Annotated in this window: 18 protein-coding genes and 2 tRNA genes; 9 read left to right on the top strand and 11 right to left on the bottom strand. The window is 58.4% G+C overall.

Translation table 11 applies throughout. From position 1 onward, the window contains the following. Nucleotides 1-107: 107 nt before the first annotated feature. The 3 genes from C2E25_RS13995 to C2E25_RS13985 form a co-directional block, all read right to left on the bottom strand. Nucleotides 108-182 (bottom strand) — tRNA-Gly (locus C2E25_RS13995). A 111-nt stretch (nucleotides 183-293) separates the two neighbouring features. After that, on the bottom strand, nucleotides 294-884 hold the full coding sequence (gene pgsA / locus C2E25_RS13990) for a CDP-diacylglycerol--glycerol-3-phosphate 3-phosphatidyltransferase (protein ID WP_269845118.1): 591 nt from the start codon (nucleotides 882-884) through the stop codon (nucleotides 294-296). Further along, on the bottom strand, nucleotides 881-1,426 hold the full coding sequence (locus C2E25_RS13985) for a transglycosylase SLT domain-containing protein (RefSeq protein ID WP_103116351.1): 546 nt from the start codon (nucleotides 1,424-1,426) through the stop codon (nucleotides 881-883). The genes pgsA and C2E25_RS13985 overlap by 4 nt, the downstream gene beginning before the upstream one ends. Before the next feature lie 204 nt (nucleotides 1,427-1,630). Here C2E25_RS13985 and nadB point away from each other — a divergent pair, with 204 nt between their 5' ends. The 3 genes from nadB to C2E25_RS13970 are packed head-to-tail and all read left to right on the top strand — an operon-like array spanning nucleotide 1,631 to nucleotide 3,721. Continuing rightward, on the top strand, nucleotides 1,631-3,223 hold the full coding sequence (gene nadB / locus C2E25_RS13980; protein ID WP_103116350.1) for an L-aspartate oxidase: 1,593 nt from the start codon (nucleotides 1,631-1,633) through the stop codon (nucleotides 3,221-3,223). Between the two features lie 14 nt (nucleotides 3,224-3,237). Continuing rightward, nucleotides 3,238-3,510 carry a chorismate mutase gene (locus tag C2E25_RS13975; RefSeq protein WP_085011825.1) on the top strand — a complete coding sequence of 91 codons (273 nt, stop codon included), beginning with the start codon at nucleotides 3,238-3,240 and terminating at the stop codon, nucleotides 3,508-3,510. A 1-nt stretch (nucleotide 3,511) separates the two neighbouring features. Beyond that, nucleotides 3,512-3,721: a hypothetical protein gene (locus C2E25_RS13970; protein ID WP_103116349.1), complete on the top strand. Its 210-nt coding sequence runs from the start codon at nucleotides 3,512-3,514 to the stop codon at nucleotides 3,719-3,721. A gap of 104 nt (nucleotides 3,722-3,825) precedes the next feature. Here the strand turns inward: C2E25_RS13970 and pyrE are convergent, their stop codons facing one another. The 7 genes from pyrE to C2E25_RS13935 all read right to left on the bottom strand — a co-directional run bounded on the left by pyrE (nucleotide 3,826) and on the right by C2E25_RS13935 (nucleotide 14,197). After that, on the bottom strand, nucleotides 3,826-4,380 hold the full coding sequence (gene pyrE, locus C2E25_RS13965) for an orotate phosphoribosyltransferase (RefSeq protein WP_103116348.1): 555 nt from the start codon (nucleotides 4,378-4,380) through the stop codon (nucleotides 3,826-3,828). 31 nt (nucleotides 4,381-4,411) lie between these two features. Further along, nucleotides 4,412-5,818 carry an amidophosphoribosyltransferase gene (gene purF / locus C2E25_RS13960; protein WP_103116347.1) on the bottom strand — a complete coding sequence of 469 codons (1,407 nt, stop codon included), beginning with the start codon at nucleotides 5,816-5,818 and terminating at the stop codon, nucleotides 4,412-4,414. A gap of 113 nt (nucleotides 5,819-5,931) precedes the next feature. Beyond that, nucleotides 5,932-6,759, bottom strand: coding sequence for a phosphoribosylformylglycinamidine synthase subunit PurQ (locus C2E25_RS13955; protein WP_103116346.1), 828 nt, complete (start codon nucleotides 6,757-6,759; stop codon nucleotides 5,932-5,934). A gap of 2 nt (nucleotides 6,760-6,761) precedes the next feature. Next, nucleotides 6,762-9,743: a phosphoribosylformylglycinamidine synthase subunit PurS gene (locus C2E25_RS13950; protein ID WP_103116345.1), complete on the bottom strand. Its 2,982-nt coding sequence runs from the start codon at nucleotides 9,741-9,743 to the stop codon at nucleotides 6,762-6,764. Nucleotides 9,744-9,945: 202 nt separating this feature from the next. Beyond that, nucleotides 9,946-11,241 (bottom strand): adenylosuccinate lyase, encoded by a 1,296-nt coding sequence (purB, locus tag C2E25_RS13945; protein WP_103116344.1) that lies wholly within the window; start codon nucleotides 11,239-11,241, stop codon nucleotides 9,946-9,948. 40 nt (nucleotides 11,242-11,281) lie between these two features. Continuing rightward, complete coding sequence (locus C2E25_RS13940; protein WP_103116343.1) at nucleotides 11,282-12,052, bottom strand: MBL fold metallo-hydrolase; 771 nt, start codon at nucleotides 12,050-12,052, stop codon at nucleotides 11,282-11,284. Nucleotides 12,053-12,130: 78 nt separating this feature from the next. After that, a complete protein-coding gene (locus tag C2E25_RS13935; RefSeq protein ID WP_103116342.1) occupies nucleotides 12,131-14,197 on the bottom strand; it encodes an ATP-binding protein in 2,067 nt (688 codons plus the stop codon). A 348-nt stretch (nucleotides 14,198-14,545) separates the two neighbouring features. Between C2E25_RS13935 and gap the strand changes: the two genes are divergently transcribed. The 5 genes from gap (at nucleotide 14,546) to C2E25_RS13910 (ending at nucleotide 18,368) form a co-directional block, all read left to right on the top strand. Next, the gene (gap, locus tag C2E25_RS13930; protein WP_103116341.1) at nucleotides 14,546-15,547 is read left to right on the top strand and encodes a type I glyceraldehyde-3-phosphate dehydrogenase; all 1,002 of its coding nucleotides are present in this window, start codon (nucleotides 14,546-14,548) and stop codon (nucleotides 15,545-15,547) included. Between the two features lie 98 nt (nucleotides 15,548-15,645). Further along, on the top strand, nucleotides 15,646-16,839 hold the full coding sequence (locus C2E25_RS13925) for a phosphoglycerate kinase (RefSeq protein ID WP_103116340.1): 1,194 nt from the start codon (nucleotides 15,646-15,648) through the stop codon (nucleotides 16,837-16,839). Nucleotides 16,840-17,036: 197 nt separating this feature from the next. Then, on the top strand, nucleotides 17,037-17,798 hold the full coding sequence (gene tpiA, locus C2E25_RS13920) for a triose-phosphate isomerase (RefSeq protein ID WP_103116339.1): 762 nt from the start codon (nucleotides 17,037-17,039) through the stop codon (nucleotides 17,796-17,798). Between the two features lie 78 nt (nucleotides 17,799-17,876). Beyond that, nucleotides 17,877-18,230, top strand: a complete 354-nt coding sequence (gene secG, locus C2E25_RS13915; protein WP_103116338.1) for a preprotein translocase subunit SecG — start codon at nucleotides 17,877-17,879, stop codon at nucleotides 18,228-18,230. A gap of 51 nt (nucleotides 18,231-18,281) precedes the next feature. Then, nucleotides 18,282-18,368 (top strand) — tRNA-Leu (locus tag C2E25_RS13910). Nucleotides 18,369-18,635: 267 nt separating this feature from the next. Here the strand turns inward: C2E25_RS13910 and C2E25_RS13905 are convergent. Then, nucleotides 18,636-19,055: an SseB family protein gene (locus C2E25_RS13905; protein ID WP_103116337.1), complete on the bottom strand. Its 420-nt coding sequence runs from the start codon at nucleotides 19,053-19,055 to the stop codon at nucleotides 18,636-18,638. A 337-nt stretch (nucleotides 19,056-19,392) separates the two neighbouring features. On the opposite strand from C2E25_RS13905, the gene C2E25_RS13900 reads away from it, so the two are divergent. After that, nucleotides 19,393-19,827 (top strand): CBS domain-containing protein, encoded by a 435-nt coding sequence (locus C2E25_RS13900; RefSeq protein ID WP_103116336.1) that lies wholly within the window; start codon nucleotides 19,393-19,395, stop codon nucleotides 19,825-19,827. Nucleotides 19,828-20,014 lie beyond the last annotated feature (187 nt).

The raw sequence follows: 20,014 nt of genomic DNA, 5'->3' as shown, positions 1-20,014 counted from the left end.
GCTACGCCGCACAAGCGAAGCGGGCCTGCAACGCAGAGTTGATGAAAAAGCCGGCGCCCCTGATAAAGAAAAGGCCCCAGGGCATTTGCCTTGGGGCCTGTCGTTTCTGGAGCGGGAAACGGGGTTCGAACCCGCGACTTCAACCTTGGCAAGGTTGCACTCTACCACTGAGTTATTCCCGCATTTTTTGTTGCCGCTCTTGCGAGGCGGGGAAATTTATAACAAAAGGCCGAAGCCAAGTCAAACAAAAAAGAGAGTTTTTTTTGATCTGGCGAAAACCATTGAAATTTAAATTATTTTCCAGCAAACAGGCGAAAAAACTTGGTCAGGTAATCGACCCCTGACCAGATTGTGAAAACCAGTGCCAGGTAAAAATAGAACAGGCCGCAGAACTGCATGTCGACATGGAAAATTTCCCACCGCAGCCCGAAGAACCAGTAGAAGTCATAGTGCAGCATCAGGCCGACCAGAGCGGTCATCTGGAAAATGGTCTTGTACTTGCCCAGAGGACTGGCGGCAATAACAATACCTTCCGACGAGGCAATGGAACGCAGGCCGGTGATCACGGTTTCCCGGGCGATGATCACGAACACCGCCCAGGCCGGCACCCGCCCCAGAGGAATCAGCATGATCAGCGAGCCCATGACAATCAGCTTGTCGGCAAGGGGGTCAAGAAATTTCCCCAGCACCGTCTCGGCCTGCCAGCGACGCGCCAGCCAGCCGTCAAAGGCATCGGTGGTGGCGGCCAGACCGAATACGGCTGCCGCCCACACGCCGGCGCTGCGGGAATCGTCCATCAGCAGAACGACAATAACGGGCACCGCGGCAATCCGTGCCATGGTCAACAGGTTGGGCAGGCCCAATACTCCACGACGCCAGTTCACATCAGGGACTCTTCCTCTACGCGATAGATCCGCAGGTATTTTCGGACCTTGCGCACGTAGTTCATAGTTTCGGCATAGGGCGGAACGCCGCCATACCTGCTGACGGCACCGGGCCCGGCGTTATAGGCGGCCAGGGCCAGATCCAGATCACCGTGAAAGCGATCGAGCATTTTTCGCAGGTAGCGACTGCCGCCCCTGATATTGTCCACCAGGTCGAGGGGATTGACAACATCCATCTCGGCGGCGGTGGTCGGAACAAGCTGCATCATGCCCATGGCGCCTTTACTGCTGACAACACTCGGATCGTAGTCACTTTCAACCTTGATCACCGCGCGGACCAGGGCTTCTTCAAGGCCGTACTGTTCGGCAAAGAAACGAATAATATCATAGATGGTACTGTCCCGGCTGAAATAGAGTTGCCAGTTATTGTCAGTCGGGGTGTCGGTAAAGGTGATCGAACCGTCCGGCGCGACCTGTTTATAGATATCGGCATGCGCAGGGACGGACAGGAGCATCACCACGGCCAGGGCAGAAAGAAACATACTGATTTTTGCTTTTTTTATCGTCATCACCGCACCCTGAGCCTGTATAGCTTAAAACCCCTTTTATTTCAATAAACTTGGCACCATGAAAATGATTGACAGTGTTTCACCGAGGGTCGATAATATGCGACAGAATCACGCCCCGAACATCCATCTTAATGCAAAAGCAGTTCCATGACTCTCCAAAATTCGACTATTTAAACAATGAAAATTATCTCTGATTTCCTGGTTATCGGCAGCGGCATTGCCGGTCTCGCCTATGCCCTCAAGGTCGCCGACCAGGGGCAGGTCGCCGTGGTCACCAAAAGAACTGTCGAGGAGACGGCCACCAGCCGCGCCCAGGGCGGTATCGCCGCTGTCAGCGCCAAGAATGACAGCTTCGCCGAACATATCGAAGATACCATGGTGGCCGGAGCCTTTCTGTCCGACGAGGAGGTGGTGCGACTGGTGGTTGAAGGCGGTCCGGACGCGATCCGCGACCTGGTTTCCTGGGGGGTTCAGTTCAACCGCAAACAGGACCGAAGTTTCGACCTGACCCGCGAAGGCGGTCACAGCCGGCGCCGCATCCTCCATTACCAGGATCTGACCGGCCGGGAAATTGAACGCGCCCTGGTCGAAGCGATCCGCAGCCATCCCAATATCAATCTTTACGAGGAACACATCGCCATCGACCTGATCACCGCCCGCAGGCATGGCGGTAAAAACGAGGATCGTTGTCTCGGGGCCTATGTGCTGGATATCGCCAATCACGAGGTCGTGACCTTCGGCGCCCCGATCACGGTCCTCGCCACCGGCGGTGCCGGCAAGGTCTATCTCTACACCTGCAATCCGGACATCGCCACCGGCGATGGGGTCGCCATGGCCTACCGCGCCGGCGCGACGGTCGCCAACATGGAATTCATGCAGTTCCATCCGACCACCCTTTTCCATCCCCACGCCAAATCGTTCCTGATCTCCGAAGCGGTGCGTGGCGAAGGTGCCGTTCTGAAACGTTCTGACGGCACCCCGTTCATGGAGAGCTACCATCAGCTCAAGGATCTCGCGCCGCGCGACATTGTCGCCCGGGCCATCGACAACGAGATGAAAGTCCGTGGTGAGGACAATGTGTTCCTCGACATCAGCCACCGCAGCGCCGACTATATCAAGGACCGTTTTCCGCACATTTATACCACCTGTCTCTCCTACGGCATCGACATGACCCGCGAGCCGATTCCCGTTGTCCCGGCCGCCCATTACCTTTGCGGCGGGGTACGGGTCGACCACTGGGGCGAAACCGATCTGCCCAACCTGTTCGCCATCGGCGAGACCTCCTGTACCGGTCTGCACGGCGCCAACCGCCTGGCCAGCAACAGCCTGCTGGAAGGCGCGGTCTATGCTGAACGTGCGGCCCAGCGCTGTCTTGAACGGCATCGTGACATCGATACCCGCTATCCATCCGTCCCCGCCTGGGACTGCGGCAACGCCACCGACAGTGACGAAGAAGTGGTAGTCGCCCATAACTGGGATGAGATCCGCCGCTGCATGTGGAACTACGTCGGCATCGTCCGCTCCAACAAGCGCCTGGTCAGGGCCCGGCGCCGCATCCAGATGATCCAGGAGGAGATCACCGACTATTACTGGGATTTCTTTGTCACTTCCGACCTGGTTGAGCTGCGCAATATCGCCACCGTCGCGGAACTGATCGTGCGCTGCGCCCTGGAGCGCAAGGAAAGCCGCGGACTGCACTACACCATCGACTATCCCGAAACCGATGACGCCAACTGGAAACGACCGACCCTGGTCCGTAAGCCTTTCTGACGAGGAGGATCTCCTTGACCTTCGATGAAATCCGCGCGGAAATAGACAACCTCGACCGGCAGCTGCTGAAAATCTTCAATCGGCGCGCTGAACTGGCTCTGGCCATCGGGGCGTTGAAAAAAGAACGGGGGCTGCCGATCTACGACCCGGAACGGGAAAAGAGGATTTTCACCCGGGTCCGAACAGAGAACCCCGGTCCTCTGGACGACGAGGCCGTTGTCCGCCTCTTCGAACGTGTGGTTGACGAATCGCGCAGCCTGGAGCGCGCGCGCAGCAAAGGGGAATGAAATGCTGATCGTGATGAAACAGAATGTCAGCGAGGAGCAGTTGCGGCAGATCAAGCAGTACCTTGACGAGCGGGACTTCGATTTTCACCAGTCAACCGGCGCCAACCGGGTGATCATCGGCGTGATCGGTGATACCCGCAGTATCACCGTCGGTGACCTCGAAGCCCTCCCCGGCGTTCATGTTGTTTTCAAGATTCCGGATGAAGAATAGCAGGATAACAGATTGAATTAAAAAGGGGATTCACGTTTATCGTGAACCCCCTTTTTCAGTTTTGCGGTGGAGCAGGTCTTTCGCTTCCCGAGACGGGAGAACTCTCAGCCGACGATCTCCTTGCGGGTGAAGACCGGCTTGAGCACCATCCCCTGCCCCTCGATGTTTTCCTGGGCGCCTTCCTGGCGATCAACCAGGGTAACGATGCCGAGGACTTCAAGGCCCTCTTCGCGGGCACGTTCGACCGCCTTCATCGACGAGCCTCCGGTGGTGGTGACATCCTCGACGATCACAACCTTCGATCCGGCGGGAAGATTCTTGCGCCCTTCAAGCCATTGCCCGGTGCCGTGGCCCTTCGGTTCCTTGCGGATAATGAAGGCATGGACCGGGGTTCCTTCAAGGGTGGCGGCAATCGACGTGGCGGTGGCAATCGGGTCGGCGCCGAGGGTCAGACCACCGACCCCGTCAACCGGGCCGAATTCCTTGACCTTCTCCCAGAATGCCTTGCCGACCAGTAGCCCGCCCCTGGCGTGCAGAGTGGTCTGCTTGCCGTCGAAATAAAAATTGCTCCTGCGTCCCGAGGCGAGAGTAACCTCCCGCTGCTCGTAAGACAGTTCGCGAATGATGTTCATCAGTTCCGTGCGTTCTTCGGTGGTCATTTTTCCTCTCTCTCCTCAGGTTCAATCTTGTTCAGAACAACCCCAGCTGACTGTCTGACTTGAGACGGGGAAACTTGACCGGGTACTCGCCGCTGAAACAGGCGTCGCAAAAATACCCGGAAGCCCCGTCCGGAATTCCGGCGGCCTTGAGAACCCCGCCGCGAGACAGGTAGCCGAGGCTGTCGGCAGTGATGTATCTATTGATTTCCTCCACCGAATGGGAAGAGGAAATCAGCTCCTTGCGGGTCGGAGTGTCGATCCCGTAATAACAGGGGAAACTGGTCGGCGGACTGGAGATGCGGACATGCACCTCGGCGGCGCCGGCGTTGCGCACCATCTTGACGATCTTGCGGGCGGTGGTGCCGCGGACGATCGAGTCGTCGATCAGCACCACGCGCTTGCCCTGGATAATCTCCCGCACCGGGTTCAGCTTCAGCTTGACGCCGAAATGGCGAATCGACTGCGAAGGTTCGATGAAGGTGCGGCCGACATAGTGATTGCGGATCAGGCCGGTCTCGAAGGGCAGACCCGCCTCTTCGGCATAACCGATGGCGGCCGGCACCCCGGAGTCGGGGATCGGCACCACCACGTCGACCTCGACCGGGTATTCACGGGCCAGCACCCGGCCGAACTCCTTGCGCACGCCGTAAACCTCCTTGCCGAAGATGGTGCTGTCAGGGCGGGCAAAGTAGATGAACTCGAAGACACAGGGGGACGGCTGGATCTTGTCGAAGGGATGGTAGGATTTCATCCCGTTCTTGTCGATGACGATCATCTCGCCCGGCTCGATCTCGCGGATGAATTCGGCTTCGATCAGGTCGAAGGCGCAGGTTTCCGAAGCGACCACGAAGGCGCCATCAAGCTTACCCAGGGCCAGCGGGCGGAAACCATTGGGGTCGCGCACCGCGACCAGCCGGGTTTCGGTCAGGAAAGTCAGGCAATAGGCCCCTTTCAGGTTGGTCAGCGCCTCGACCACCCGGTCCTGGAGGCTGTCCGCCTGGGCCTTGGCGATCTGGTGAATAATCACCTCGGTATCGGCGGTGGTGGAAAAAATGGAACCTTCATGTTCCAGACGATTGCGATGTTCCTGGGCATTGACCAGGTTGCCGTTGTGGGCCACGGCGATACTGCCGCGATGGTAATCAACCATGATCGGCTGGATATTCTTGTCGTCGGATGCTCCCGCGGTCGAGTAGCGGACATGGCCGATGGCGCTCTTTCCCGGCAGTTCGTCAAACACGCTCGGGCGCTTGAAAACATCAGATACCAATCCCATCTTTCGATAGGCACGCAGCTGATTGCCGTCTGAAGCGACAATGCCGCAGCTCTCCTGCCCCCGGTGCTGCAGGGCATAGAGCCCCAGGTAGGTCAGGTTGGCGGCTTCGGGATGACCGAAGATCCCGAACACGCCGCATTTATCATGAAATTTTTCTTCCATCGAAGACCTCTCGGTAAGCGGAAGCAGAGAACATGTACCGGGTTCATTCTGTTACCCGGATGCTGCAATCTGGATTCCTGACATCCCGCGGTCTGCCGCGGGATTGTTCATTTTTACACGACTTCGCTACGGAGAAACTCAACCGCGTTGCGATACAGCCACAGGCCCATTCCCTCTTCCGGCAATTCCGGCTCACGAGTCCAGCGCGGATGATGGGTGCGGTGGACATAGGCCTCCGGATGAGGCATCAGACCGAACAACCGGCCGCTGGGGTCACAGACCCCGGCGATGGCCGCCACTGAACCGTTGGGATTCTCCGGATAGGTCATGGTCGGCTGGTAAGCTGCCGTGGCATAACGCAACGGGGCGAGATGACCGGATTCGATCCGTTCGAGCAGGGCATCATCTCCGGGTACGAACTTTCCTTCACCGTGCCGGACCGGCAGGTAGATCCCCGGCAGGCCGCGGGTATAGACACAGGGGGAGTCGGGGTCAACCGCAAGGTAGGTCCAGCGATCCTCGAAACGGCCGCCGTCATTGAAGGTCAGGGTCGCGGTCTGCTGCTGGTAGTTGCCGTCCAGTGCCGGCAGCAGCCCCATCTTGACCATCAGCTGGAAACCGTTGCAGACACCCATCACCAGCTTGCCGTCAGCAACAAATCGCTGCAGCTGGTCGGCCAGGTGCTCCTCGCTGTCAGCCACCCGGGCGTGCAGCAGGCGGTTGGCGCCGGCTTTGGCGCTGCCGAGATCATCGCCGTCGAGAAATCCACCGGCCAGGTTGAGAAAATGGTAATCGTCGAGGCGCACCCTGCCGGCCAGCAACTCGGCGATATGGACAATATCGGCCACCTCGGCACCGGCCAGGCGACAGGCATGGGCGACTTCACGCTCACAATTGGTGCCGTTGCCGGCAATGACAATGGCCCGAATCTCTTTTGCCATGGTTACAGCTCCCGCAGCGGCGCTTGCCACGCCTGTTTAAGGTCCTCTATCCGGCTGTCGATCAACACCCGGCCGCCGGCCCCGGTCACCTCCAACCGCCCATCCTCGGTCACCTCCCCGATCAGCGCGCAATCGGTCCCGGCAAAAACCGCTTCGAAATCATCCCGCAGTTCAGGGTGGACACTGACCAGCAGGCGACTCTGCGATTCGGAGAACAGCAGGGCGTCATCCCGCAACGGCGCGTCAGTACGGACCGCGGTCAGGTCGGCGCGGATGCCGAAACCGCCGGCAAAGGCCTTCTCCGCCAGGGCCACGCCGAGTCCGCCGTCGGAAAGATCGTGACAGGACGCGACCAGGCCCTGACGCTGCGCCCGGTTGAGACGCTTGTAGAGATCGAGGGCGTAACCGGCATCGACTTTCGGTACATTGCAACCCAACTCGCCGTGAGCGGCATAGTATTCCGAACCCCCAAGCTCATCACGGGTCATGCCGAGCAGATAGACCAGGTCGTCTGGACGCTTGACATCCATCGACACCGCCCGGCGGACATCCTCGATCCTGCCGATCACCGAGAACAGCACCGTCGGCGGAATGGAGATCCTGGTGTCGCCGATCTGGTAATCGTTCTTCATCGAGTCCTTGCCCGAAATCAGCGGTACGCCGAAGGCGACGCAGTAGTCGTAGAGAGCCTGGTTGGCACGCACCAGCTGGGCCGCCTTGTATTCGCCGTCCGGGGTCTTATCACTCTGCACCGGGTCACACCAGCAGAAGTTGTCGAGCCCGGCGACATGCTCGATGTCACCGCCGACAGCGACGTAGTTGCGCAGCCCCTCGTCGATGGCACAGGCCATCATGTGGTAGGTATCGATATCGCTGTAGCTCGGGCAGATACCGTGGGAAACAACCGTACCCTCGAAGGAATCGAGCAGCGGGCGGAAAACCGCCGCGTCGGAAGGACCGTCGTTGGCGACCCCGACCAGCGGCTTGATCACCGTTCCGGCCTGCACCTCGTGGTCGTAGCGGCGGATCACCGATTCCTTGGAACAGATATTGAGCCGGGCGAGCAGACCGGACAATTCCAGGCTGAGATCCTGCGGCAAGGCCAGGCCGGGTTCCCGCAGAGTTTTCGGCGTCCAGCGGGCGGGAATCACCATCTGCGGCACGCCCTGGTGCAGGAACTCCATATCGAGCCAGGCGACGGTTTCCCCCCGGTAGAGACAGTGGAAATAACCCGAGTCGGTAAAAGTCCCGAGGTCGGTCGCCTCGACATCCATCTCTTTGGCCAGCTGCAGAAATTCATCCAGCTTTTCCGGCGGCACCGCCAGGCTCATCCGCTCCTGCGCCTCGGAAATGAGAATCTCCCAGGGTTGCAGGCCGGGATACTTGAGGGGCGCGCGATCAAGGTGCAGCTCGCAGCCGCCGGTATCTTCGGCCATCTCGCCGATCGACGAGGAAAGCCCGCCGGCACCGTTGTCGGTCATCGAATTGTAGAGACCGCGATCACGGGCGATGGTGAGGAAATCGAACATTTTCCGCTGGGTGATCGGATCGCCGATCTGCACCGCGGTCACCGGCGAACCCTCGTGCAGTTCCTCCGAGGAGAAGGTCGCGCCGTGGATACCATCCTTGCCGATGCGGCCGCCGGTCATGACGATATGATCGCCGACCTGAACTGCCTTTTCATGGCACGGCCTGCCGTTCAGTTCGGCCGGCATGATCGCCGCGGTACCGCAGTAGACCAGCGGTTTACCGGCGAAACGGTCATCGAAGACGATCGAGCCGTTGACGGTCGGGATGCCGCTCTTGTTGCCGCCATGTTCAACCCCTTCAACAACGCCGTCGAAGATACGGCGCGGATGCAGCAGCCGTTTCGGCAGAGGTTTGTCGAGAAAGGGCGAGGCAAAACAGAAAACATCAGTGTTGAAGATCAGCCGGGCTCCCATGCCGGTACCGACACCGTCACGGTTGACGCCGACAATCCCGGTCAATGCCCCACCGTAGGGATCGAGGGCCGAAGGCGAGTTGTGAGTCTCGACCTTGAACACCAGGCTCCAGTCGTCGTTGAAGCGGATCACCCCGGCGTTGTCCTTGAAGACCGAGAGGCAGAAGTCGCGCTCTCCCATGTTTTCGCGTACCCTGGCAGTAGCGCCGACAATATAGGTTTTGAAAAGGGAGTCGATCAGCTGACGGTTTCCGTTTTCATCGGTGTAGTCGATTTTCGCCGAGAAAATCTTGTGCTTGCAGTGTTCGCTCCAGGTCTGCGCCAGGGCCTCCAGCTCGACATCGGTCAACTCAGCCGACAAGCCGCGGGCACATCGTTTCTCCCGAGTCGCCGGATCCGCGACATAGGCCTGCAGCTTCTTCATCTCCTCAAGATTGAGGGCCAGCATCCCGTCACGGCTGATGGCCAGCAGCTGTTCATCACTGACATCGAGAGAAATGGTTCTGACGGTCGGTTCGGCGCTGCCGACAACCCGCGGCACGCTGACCGGAACGCCTTTTGCCGGATCGAGTTCATCAGCCGTCAGTATCGTCCAGCGCTGAATCAGGCCGTTGGCGAGAAAATCGCCGGCGATGGTTTCTGCCGCCTGTTTATCGATGGCTCCCTTCAGCAGGTACTGGGTCGAAGTGTAGACCCCCTCCCCGTCCGCGAAGGAACGTCCGGTCAGGTACTGAATCGCTTCGCGGGCGGTGCGGCCGACGTTGTCGGTAACACCGGGGCGGAACCCGACCTCGATCAGGATGTCGAAATCTTCGGCAAGCGGTTGGTTGACGGCCGCCTGCTGGATGATCGGGTCGCAGAAAGGCCCGTTGGCGGCCGCGGCGACCTCATCGTCGGTCAATTCCGCATCGACAGTGTAAACATCGAGGGTGCGCACGCTCTCAAGTTCAATGCCGAGGTGCCGGCGGATTTCTGCGCGAACCCGCTCTCCCCGGGCATCCCTGACACCATCCTTGAGGCCGACAACTATTCTCCAGGGCATGGAGTGACTCCTTTGCGTGAAAAACCGTAACCAGGCCGCCTTTTTAACGGAGAGTCGCTGAGATGGAGAGAGCGTGAAGAAAGGCATAAGATCTTTTGGGGGTTTTAAAATCCAAAAGATTTTCTCTCCACCTCTGCTCCTTTCCGTCTCTGCGTTAAATTTGCCTGTGAACTTGGCGCCTTGGCGGCAGCCTTTAAATACTTTACTCCCCGAAAACCCGCCGATAAATGGTGTCGACGTGCTTCAGGTGATAGTTGAGGTCGAAGGACTCGCGGATCTTTTCTTCACCGAGAGCGCTGACCACATCCTGGTCGGCGAGCAGTTCGGTGAGAAAATCCTTCCCCTGTTCCCAGACCTTCATGGCGTTGCGCTGCACCATCCGGTAGGCATCCTCGCGGGAGACTCCGGCCTGGGTCAGGTCGAGCATGATCTTCTGCGAGAAGATCAGACCGCGCATCTGGTTGAGGTTGCGTTCCATATTCTGTGGATAGACCACCAGGTTTTTGATCAGGCCGTTAAGCCTGCCGAGGGCGAAATCAAGGGTTACGGTGGCATCAGGCCCGATATTACGTTCGACCGAGGAGTGGCTGATGTCGCGCTCGTGCCAGAGGGCGACATTCTCCAGCGCCGGAATGCAGTAGCCGCGCACCAGGCGGGCCAGGCCGGTGAGATTTTCAGAGAGGATCGGGTTGCGCTTGTGCGGCATGGCGCTCGACCCCTTCTGCCCCTTCGAGAAGAACTCCTCCGCTTCCAGCACCTCGGTGCGCTGCAGGTGACGGATCTCCACCGCGATCCGTTCCATCGACGAGGCGATGACCGCCAGGGTGCAGAAATACTCGGCATGCCGGTCACGCGGAATGACCTGGGTGGACACCGGTTCCGGCATCAGTCCCAGCTTCTCGCAGACATACTCCTCGACCACGGGATCGATATTGGCGAAGGTACCAACCGCCCCGGAGATGGCACCGGTGGCGATGTTCATCCGCGCCGCCTTGAGCCGGCGCCGGTTACGCTCCATCTCGGCATACCAGCCGGCCAGTTTCAGACCGAAAGTCACCGGCTCGGCATGGATGCCGTGGGAACGGCCGATGCAGACGGTGTCCTTGTGCTCCATGGCGCGCTCCCGAATCGACGCCAGCACCTCATCAAGATCGACCAGCAATTTGTCGGCGGCCTGGGTCAACTGGACCGAAAGGCAGGTGTCGAGAACGTCGGAGGAGGTCATCCCCTGGTGGATGAAGCGTGCCTCGGGACCGACATACTCGGCGACCGAGGTCAGAAAGGCGATGACGTCATGCTTGACCTCGGCTTCGATGGCATCGATGCGCTCGATGTCAAAATTCCCTTTGGCCCGGATCACCTCGACCGCTTCCTTCGGGATGACGCCAAGTTCGGCCTGTTTCTCACAGGCGCGGGTCTCAATTTCAAGCCAGATTCGGAACTTGTTTTCGGGTTCCCAGATGGCGGCCATCTCGGGCCGGCTGTAACGCGGAATCATGGTTTCTCTACTCCTTGCAGAAAGCGGTGACCGTGACGGGTCAACCGACAAAGCAACAGCTGACCGCGGCCTGCTGTCCGACAATCAGCTGGGGTTGACAAAGGTTCTGGAAACGAAGCACACGCTCGACCGCGGCCAGCGCATGGTCACGAGTGTTGTTGGTTTCACTCAGGTGAGCCAGGAAGACCGCTTCCAGTCCGTCCCAGCGCAGCGTGTCGAGCAGTTCGGCCCCGGCGGTATTGGAGAGGTGACCGTGGTTGCTGCGGATGCGTTGTTTCAGATGCCAGGGATAGGGACCATCCCGCAACAGCTCTTCGTCGTGATTGGTTTCCACCACCAGCACCCGACAGCCTTTCAACCGCTCACGAACCAGCCGGGTGGCGATGCCGAGATCGGTGGCAACCCCCACCATCCCCTCGGCCCCATGGATCCGGAAGCCGACGGTATGGGCGGCGTCATGGGTCAGCGGGATGGTTTCAATCTGGAGTTCACCGATCGAAAACGTCGTGCCGCTGTCGAATTCATGCAGATGGTCAATGCGGCCGAGGTTCGGCAGCGCCGCAAGGGTTTCCGGGTGAATATGAACCGGCAACCCGCAACGCCTGGCCATGGGACCGAGCCCCCGGCAATGGTCTCCATGGTCATGGGACACCAGGATCGCATCGAGGTCTTCACCGGCCACATCGAGCTGCTGCAGGCGACTGCAGATCTCGCGGCCTGAAAGACCGGCATCAATCAACAGGCGGGTGCCGGAAGACTCGACGAAAATGGCATTTCCCTTGCTGCCGCTGGCCAAAAGACAGACCCGCAAAATGAACTCCCGAAAACAGGTGGCTGGGCGCGCTCTTTATAGCTGAAAACTGTTTCTGCCGCAAGGGAAAAGCTGGGTTCAATCCTGCGGTGGGGAGACGTCCTCAATAACCGGCAGGATGACCTGGAAAAGACATCCGGGGCAGTGTTCGGGATCATTGCCGGGACTCTCGACCCAGATCGCCCCTCCATGCAGATCGACAATCCCCTTGACGATGGTCAGGCCGAGGCCTGTTCCCTTCCCCTTGAAGGCCACTTTGCCGGTAAAGTGCTCTTCGATATTGCCGACTTCATAGAACTTGTCGAACACATGCGGCAGGTCAGCGGAATCGATACCGATACCGTTGTCACGAATGCTCAGCAACAGGTAAGGCTGTTTCTCCTCCGCCAACGGGCAGAAGCTGCCATCCGCCACCTCCGGATTCCCGGGGGTGCTGACATCGGAACGTTGCCGACGGCAGTAGTAGAGCCGGCTGGCAATTTCGATCCTGCCGCCGTCAGGTGTAAATTTGATGGCATTGCCGACCAGGTTGCCGATGACCTGGGCAATGCGGTCCGGATCACACAGCACCGGGGGAAGTCCCTGCTGCAGATCGAGAGACAGATGTTGCCTGCGTCGATCGAAGAAAAATTCCAGCTCGCGTGCCGCCTGCTCGACAACCGGGTTGAGATCGACCTTGCGCATCCTCAGTTTCATGCGCCGGTCTTCCAGCATCGAAACGTCGACCATGTCACGAACGATGTTGGACAGGCGGTCGGCGGCATTGGCGATATGCTCAAGCATCCCCATCACCGGAGGTTCGAGTCGATCCCGCCATTCGTTCATCAACAGTTCGGTGTAACCGATAATGACCGTCAACGGAGTTTTCAATTCGTGAGAAGCGACCCCGAGAAAGGAGTCCTTCATCTGGTTGAGCCGCTTCAGTTCAGCGGTGGACCGCTGCAGATTCTCCTTGATTTCCCGCTCGCGGGTGACATCACGAATAATCGACTGCACCCGTCGCCGACCGTCGCGGCCCACCACCGGAGACGCCTTGACCCAGCCCACCACCGGGCGATTTTCAACCGGGCTCATGAAACGGATTTCGGCCTCAAGGGTGTTCCCTTCAAGCACTTCACCGTGAAGATGGTAAAGTTCATCAATATTGCTGACCTGCAACTGTTCCAGGAAAGAGTAGAGATTGGTTCCGCCGACCTCCTGTCGTCTGCTGCCGAAAAAACGCTCCGCCGCCTTGTTGATCAGTACGATCCGATCCTGTTCATCGCTGACAAGGATGGCGTCGGAAGCATCGTCAAGCAGAGAACGATACATTTCTCGGCTGCGGCCGAGTTCAGCACCGACACGTTCCAGATTTTCGTAGGAATCCTGCAACTGCTGGTTGGTCTGCTTGAGATCGCCATAACTCTGCTGGATTTTCGTGTCCCTCTCCTTGAGCGATTGCGCCATGTGTCGCAGGGCATCTCCCAGTTCGGAGAAATCCCGGGTCGTCAATTCAGGAATTGCGACATCAAACCTGCCGCCGGCGATCTCCTTGGCAACGGTACTGAGCGTGGTGATCGGGCCGATCAGGTCCCGCCTGACAAAGAGGAAAACCAGTGTAAACACAACAATGAACGCCCCCGCGAGAACAATCAGGGAACGTTGTAGAATACTCTTGATCCGTTCTTTCAGAACCATTTCGGGAAAACCGATTCGCACCCGTCCGGAAAGGATGTCCCGATCGCTGAACAGGTTGACCGACACATCGTAATAGCGTTGACGATTACCGAACTGCAGCAGTGCCGTCGACTTGTCCATGGCACTGATCATTTTGACTTCCGGGCCGAACACAAAATCGGGGTCACTGGCAAAAACCGGTTTGCCGACAGCATCCTCCACCAGGCAGTAGGCAATCTCCGGGTCGGTATTGACAATACTGGAACAACGATCAGCAAGAGAACGCGCCGCGGACAGTTGCGCACCATGCTCAAGAAGATTTTCGATGGAAATCTTCAACGATTCAGCGATACTGCGGGAACGAAGAATAAGACCATCGCGATAATCCCGGCGGAATCCATCGATGGTCAGACTGGTATTGGCCGCAATGGTCAGGGTGAGGACAAGGAAGGCGAACAGCAGGATGCGTTTTTCAAGGGTACTCTTCATTCGGCCCTAACAACTGACACGCCGCCGGACGATATATATCATTGCCCGTGGCGGTCGAAAGACATCGGCTACTGCGCATTTGCAATTCAGGTCCGCTGCGATACATTTAAAAGCTGAACCAGGGATCTTAGCAGCCTCTCACGAGGACATTTCTCAAGAGAAAACAACTGCTTCGAAGAGAACTATGGACGTTTTCTTCTTACCACATCAAAGATTAAAGAGCAACCGGAAGGGATTGATTCAGCTTGACGCGCCCGTTGTGCAGGGCTAACATTTCCACTCTCCGAAAAAAAGAGCAACTGATCGTAATCACAAACGGTTTTCCTACAGAACCAAATGGAGGTAAGCATGCCGGCAAAAGTGGCTATCAACGGATTCGGGCGTATCGGACGCAACGTACTGCGCGCCGCCCTCGAATCGCGGGACATCGAAATCCTGGCCGTCAACGATCTGACTGATCCCGCGACCCTGGCTCATCTGCTGAAGTATGATTCGGTCCATGGGATACTGCAGGCCGAGGTCAGCAGCAGCGAGGGAAAAATCCGGGTCAACGACCGCGAGATCAAGGTCTGCAGCACAACGGACCCGGCAGAACTGCCCTGGAAGGAACTGGGCATTGATATCGTCATCGAATCAACCGGTCGGTTCACCAAAGGGAGCGACGCCGCCAGACACATTCAGGCCGGTGCAGAGCGGGTGGTCATCAGCGCTCCGGGCAAGGAGGTTGACGCGACCTTCTGCATGGGAGTCAACGAGCAGGATTACGATCCGGCCAGGCACCGAATCGTCTCCAATGCCTCCTGCACCACCAACTGCCTGGCGCCGGTTGCCAAAGTCCTGAATGAACAGTTCGGTATCCGTCGCGGCATGATGACCACAATCCATTCCTACACCAATGATCAGAAAATTCTCGACCTGCCGCACAAGGATCTCCGCCGTGCCCGTGCCGCGGCCATATCGATGATTCCGACCACCACCGGGGCCGCCAAGGCGGTTGCCCTCGTGCTGCCGGAAATGGAAGGCAAACTGACCGGCATGGCGGTCCGGGTACCGACCCCCAATGTCTCCCTGGTCGACCTGGTGATCGAGACTGAACGCGCGACCAGTGTCGCCGAGGTCAATGAAGTCATGCGTCAGGCCGCGACAGGCCCGCTGAAAGGGATTCTCGACTACAACGAGTTGCCGCTGGTCTCCCACGACCTCAACGGCAGCAGCGCTTCCTCGACCATCGACGCTCTCTCGACCAATGTCCTTGACGGCAACATGGTCAAGGTTCTCAGCTGGTACGACAATGAATGGGGCTATTCCAACCGGGTACTTGACCTGGTAAAATTCATCGCCGCCCGCTGAATGGCCGAACCAGACAGCAACAACGGGCAGGGTCAAAGACCCTGCCCTCTTGTTGTCTGAAGCGACACGCAATACTCACAATGGAGGGAGATACGCTGATGTTCAACAAGGTCACCATTGACGATCTGCAGCTCGCAGGCAAAAAAGTATTCTGTCGAGTCGATTTTAACGTTCCGCTCGACGACAATCGGCACATCACCGATGACACCCGTATCACCGCCGCCCTGCCGACCATCAGGGCCATGGTCGATCGCGGAGCACGACTGATTCTGGCTTCGCACCTCGGTCGTCCAAAGGGCAGGCATGATCCGAAGTACAGCCTGGCGCCGGTCGCTCCCCACCTGGCCGAACTGCTCGGTCGGCCGGTCACCATGGCACCCGACTGCATTGGAACGGAGGTCGAGGAGCTGATCGCCGAAATGAACAACGGCGATATCCTGCTGCTCGAAAATGTCCGTTTTCATCCCGGCGAAACCAACAACGACCCGACCTTCGCCGGCAAACTTGCCGCCCTGGCGGAGGTCTACGTCAACGACGCTTTCGGCACAGCTCACCGCGCCCACGCTTCGACCGAAGGGGTCGCCCGGCTGCTCTCGCCGGCAGCAGCCGGTTACCTGATGGAAAAGGAAATCCGTTACCTCGGGCAGGCGCTGGCGAACCCGGAAAAACCTTTTGTCGCGGTTCTCGGCGGCGCCAAGGTGAGTGACAAGATCACCGTAATTCAGAACCTGCTCGGCAAGGTTGATACCCTGATTATCGGTGGCGGCATGGCCTACACCTTCCTCAGGGCCCAGGGAATTCCGGTCGGAAAATCGCTGGTCGAGGAAGACAAGATCGCTCTCGCCGGAGAACTGATCGAACAGGCGGCGACAGCCGGTGTCGAACTTCTCCTGCCTGAAGATCACGTTGTCGCCGCCGAATTTTCCGCCGATGCCGCCGCTGAAACCTGTGCCCGCGACGGGATCGCCGACGATCGCCTGGCCCTCGACATCGGTCCGCTGACGCAACGACGCTATACAGAAGCGGTCAGCGGAGCCAGAACAGTGGTCTGGAACGGCCCGATGGGCGTATTTGAATTCGAGGCCTTCTCCCGGGGAACATTCGCCATCGCCCGCGCCCTGGCCGAAAGCGACTGTGTCTCGATCATCGGCGGCGGAGATTCGGTCGCGGCGGTCAACAAGTCGGGCCTGCAGGATCGAATGACCCATATCTCCACCGGCGGCGGCGCATCCCTCGAGTTTCTCGAAGGCAAACAGCTGCCGGGGATCGTGGCCCTGACGGATAAGTCATAATACTTTACAAGAAAGAAAATCTTTTTTAACGGAGAGACGCTGAGAGGGAGAGCACGCGGAGAAAGCCACTCCAGGATAAAGATTGCGTTAGCCGATATTTTTGTCTGTTTCCCTCTCCGACTCTGCTTCTCTCCGTCTCAGCGTTAAAATGCTCCTGGCGGTCCAGGATTTCATTATTTTCACAAAAGGAGAAGCCCATGCGCCGTCCCGTCATTGCCGGCAACTGGAAGATGCACAAAACCATCACCGAAGCGGTCGAACTGGCCGGATCCCTGAAACAGGCCGCCGCCGGGATCGACCATGCCGATTTCATTATCGCTCCCGTCTTTACCGCGCTGGCGACGGTTGCCGCCGAACTGAAGGGAAGCAACTTGAAAATTGCCGGCCAGAACTGCAGCGACCAGCCGGGCGGCGCCTTCACCGGGGAAGTCGCTCCGCAGATGCTGCTCGACGCCGGCTGCAGTCATGTCATCCTCGGGCATTCCGAGCGCCGGCAGTTGTTCGGTGAAAACAATGACCTGATCAACGCCAAGATCAAGGCCGCCCTCACGGCCGGCCTGCGGGTGATCTTCTGCATCGGCGAAACCCTTGAGGAACGCGAAACCGGTCGTATGTACGACGTTCTCAGCGAGCAGGTCACCCAAGGCCTTGCCGGATTGAGCGAAGAGCAGATGGACCGGGTTATTGTTGCTTACGAACCGGTCTGGGCCATCGGCACCGGGAAGACCGCCACCAGCGACCAGGCCGAGGAGGCACATTCCTTCGTTCGCGGCCTGATCGCCGGGCAGTTCAATCTGCAGATCTCGGAACAGCTGCGCATTCTCTACGGCGGCAGTGTCAAACCGGGCAATGTCGACGAACTGATGGCCCGCGACAATATCGATGGCGCGCTGGTGGGCGGCGCCAGCCTGAACGCCGATGATTTTATCCGTATCATGAATTTCAGTGGCGCAAATTAATGTCTTTTTCAGACGAAGATTTTATGCTAGAGTCTGCCGGTTCAAAGGAATAACGATTCTAGAGGAGCGAATTGCCCGATGGTTACTTTTCTGGTTGTACTTCATGTTTTTGTCTGTCTCGCGTTGATCGCCATTGTCCTGGTTCAGGGCAGCGGCAAGGGAGCTGAAATAGGCGCATCCTTCGGCGCCGGTTCCAGCCAGACTGTTTTCGGCGCCACCGGCGGCCAGACCTTCATGGCCAAACTGACCACCGGCGCGGCGGTGATCTTCATGCTCACCAGTCTGATTCTTGCCTACTTCCATGGCCTGCCCGGTGCCAGCAGCGTGATGCCCGAGCAGGTCGCTCCGACCGCACAGGAAGCTCCGGCGACACCCGCGACTCCGGCCCCGACAGCAGAAAAAGCGGCGCCTGCCGCGGATGCAAAAAAATAGAAAATCCGGGTTGACAGACGTGGTCTGAATCAGTATAAATACAACCCGCTTGCCGAAGTGGTGGAACTGGTAGACACGCCGTCTTGAGGGGGCGGTGGCTCAACGGCCGTGCGAGTTCGAGTCTCGCCTTCGGCACCACACAAAAATAAGTCCGGCTCTTATAGCCGGGCTTTTTTTGTGCCCGTGGTGACGAGAGACTCGAAGCGCAGCGAGCGCGTCCGGTGGACGAAAAGCGGACAGGGATGTCCGCGTCAGCGAGCGGAGGGGAGCCTACGCAGGAGCCGCCGTGATGGCGGTGACGCAGTGGGCGAGTCTCGCCTTCGGCACCACACAAAAATAAGTCCGGCTCTTATAGCCGGGCTTTTTTTGTGCCCGTGGTGACGAGAGACTCGAAGCGCAGCAGCCCTATTCGGCTGCCGCCTCGTCCTCGGCCTTGCAGCGGGTCACCACATCCTTGAGCCAGGCAATCTCTTCCGGAACAAACTCCTTGGTGTAATCGGTCCCCATGTTCATCACCCAGTGGATCTTCTCGGTCGACATCTCTGCCAGCATATGTCCCGGCACCTGGATGCTGGGAGCCTCCTGCTCGGCCCAGTCATCCAGACGCTGCTGCTGATCAAAAAAGACCAGGAAGTCGGTTCCATCGGATTCAACCAGCAGCGGGACCCTGGCTTCTTCATTCTCCCCCGCGCCGTTGATAAAGGTTTCGGTTACGGTCGGGACAAAGAATCCGGAATTCAGGAACAGGTCATAAAAACCCGAGTGGGCCTTGTGGTCCTCGGGGTTGGCTCGCAGGGTTTCAAGGGCCTTGTCAATCTCGGTCATGGGGATCACCTTTGAAGGGGTTGAACGCGCTTGCGATGCGCGATAAGGACCACCATAACAGATCATAACCCGCTTGTCGTGCCAGATCCTGAACTCGTGAATTCATTGCCGGAGAACTGGACAAATCATTGACTCGTCTGCAATTTCCTGAAAACACCGGTGAACCTGTCGGGTGCGCCTCAGCTTTTTGAAAATCGCATTCAGATCAAGACCTTGCTCTCTTCATCCACCATGAACCCACGGATGCAGGAGATTGACAAGCCCCGAGGCTTCGATACGCTTGAATCATATTCTGAGTCAGTGAGCCTGAAGAATCCCCCGAGGAAAGGAGCATGCCATGAGCAGAACGGTCCGCGACATCCTGCGCAGCAAGGGAGGCCAGATTTTCAGCATCGATGCCGATGCCACCGTTTTCGAAGCCCTGGAAGTGCTGGCCCGCGAAAATGTCGGCGCGTTGATGGTGATGAAAGACGACCGCCTGGTCGGCATGCTCTCCGAGCGCGACTATGCCCGCAAGGTGATTCTCAAGGGCCTCTCCTCGCCCAAAACCCCGGTTCGGGAGATCATGACTGAAGCGGTATGCTACGCCCGCCCGGAGCATACGGTCGAGGAATGCATGGCGCTGATCACGGAAAAACGCTGCCGGCACCTGCCGGTCTTCGACGGCGACCAACTGGCCGGCCTGATTTCCATCGGTGACCTGGTCAAGGCTTCGATCGCTGAAAAAGAATTTATCATCAACCAGCTGGAGAATTATATCAAGGCCGGCTGATTCCTTAGCCCAAAGGGATTCACAGGAGCCTCCCGGCAGTGGCCCCTGTGAATCCCCCTCCCTGAGATCTGTAGCAACCTCAACAGTCGCGACAGGAAAAGCAACGTCGCAACTGTCGCAAATCAATACAACCGCTTGAAATCACGTCAGCTGTTATTGGTACGGAGTTTGTTATCTGCTTCGGTGC

Origin of the sequence: Geothermobacter hydrogeniphilus, assembly GCF_002898515.1 — a bacterium.
In the GTDB taxonomy this organism is placed as follows: Bacteria; Desulfobacterota; Desulfuromonadia; order Desulfuromonadales; family Geothermobacteraceae; genus Geothermobacter_A.
Note: the sequence above shows the minus strand (reverse complement) of the source record. Positions and strands in the feature narration are given on the sequence as shown.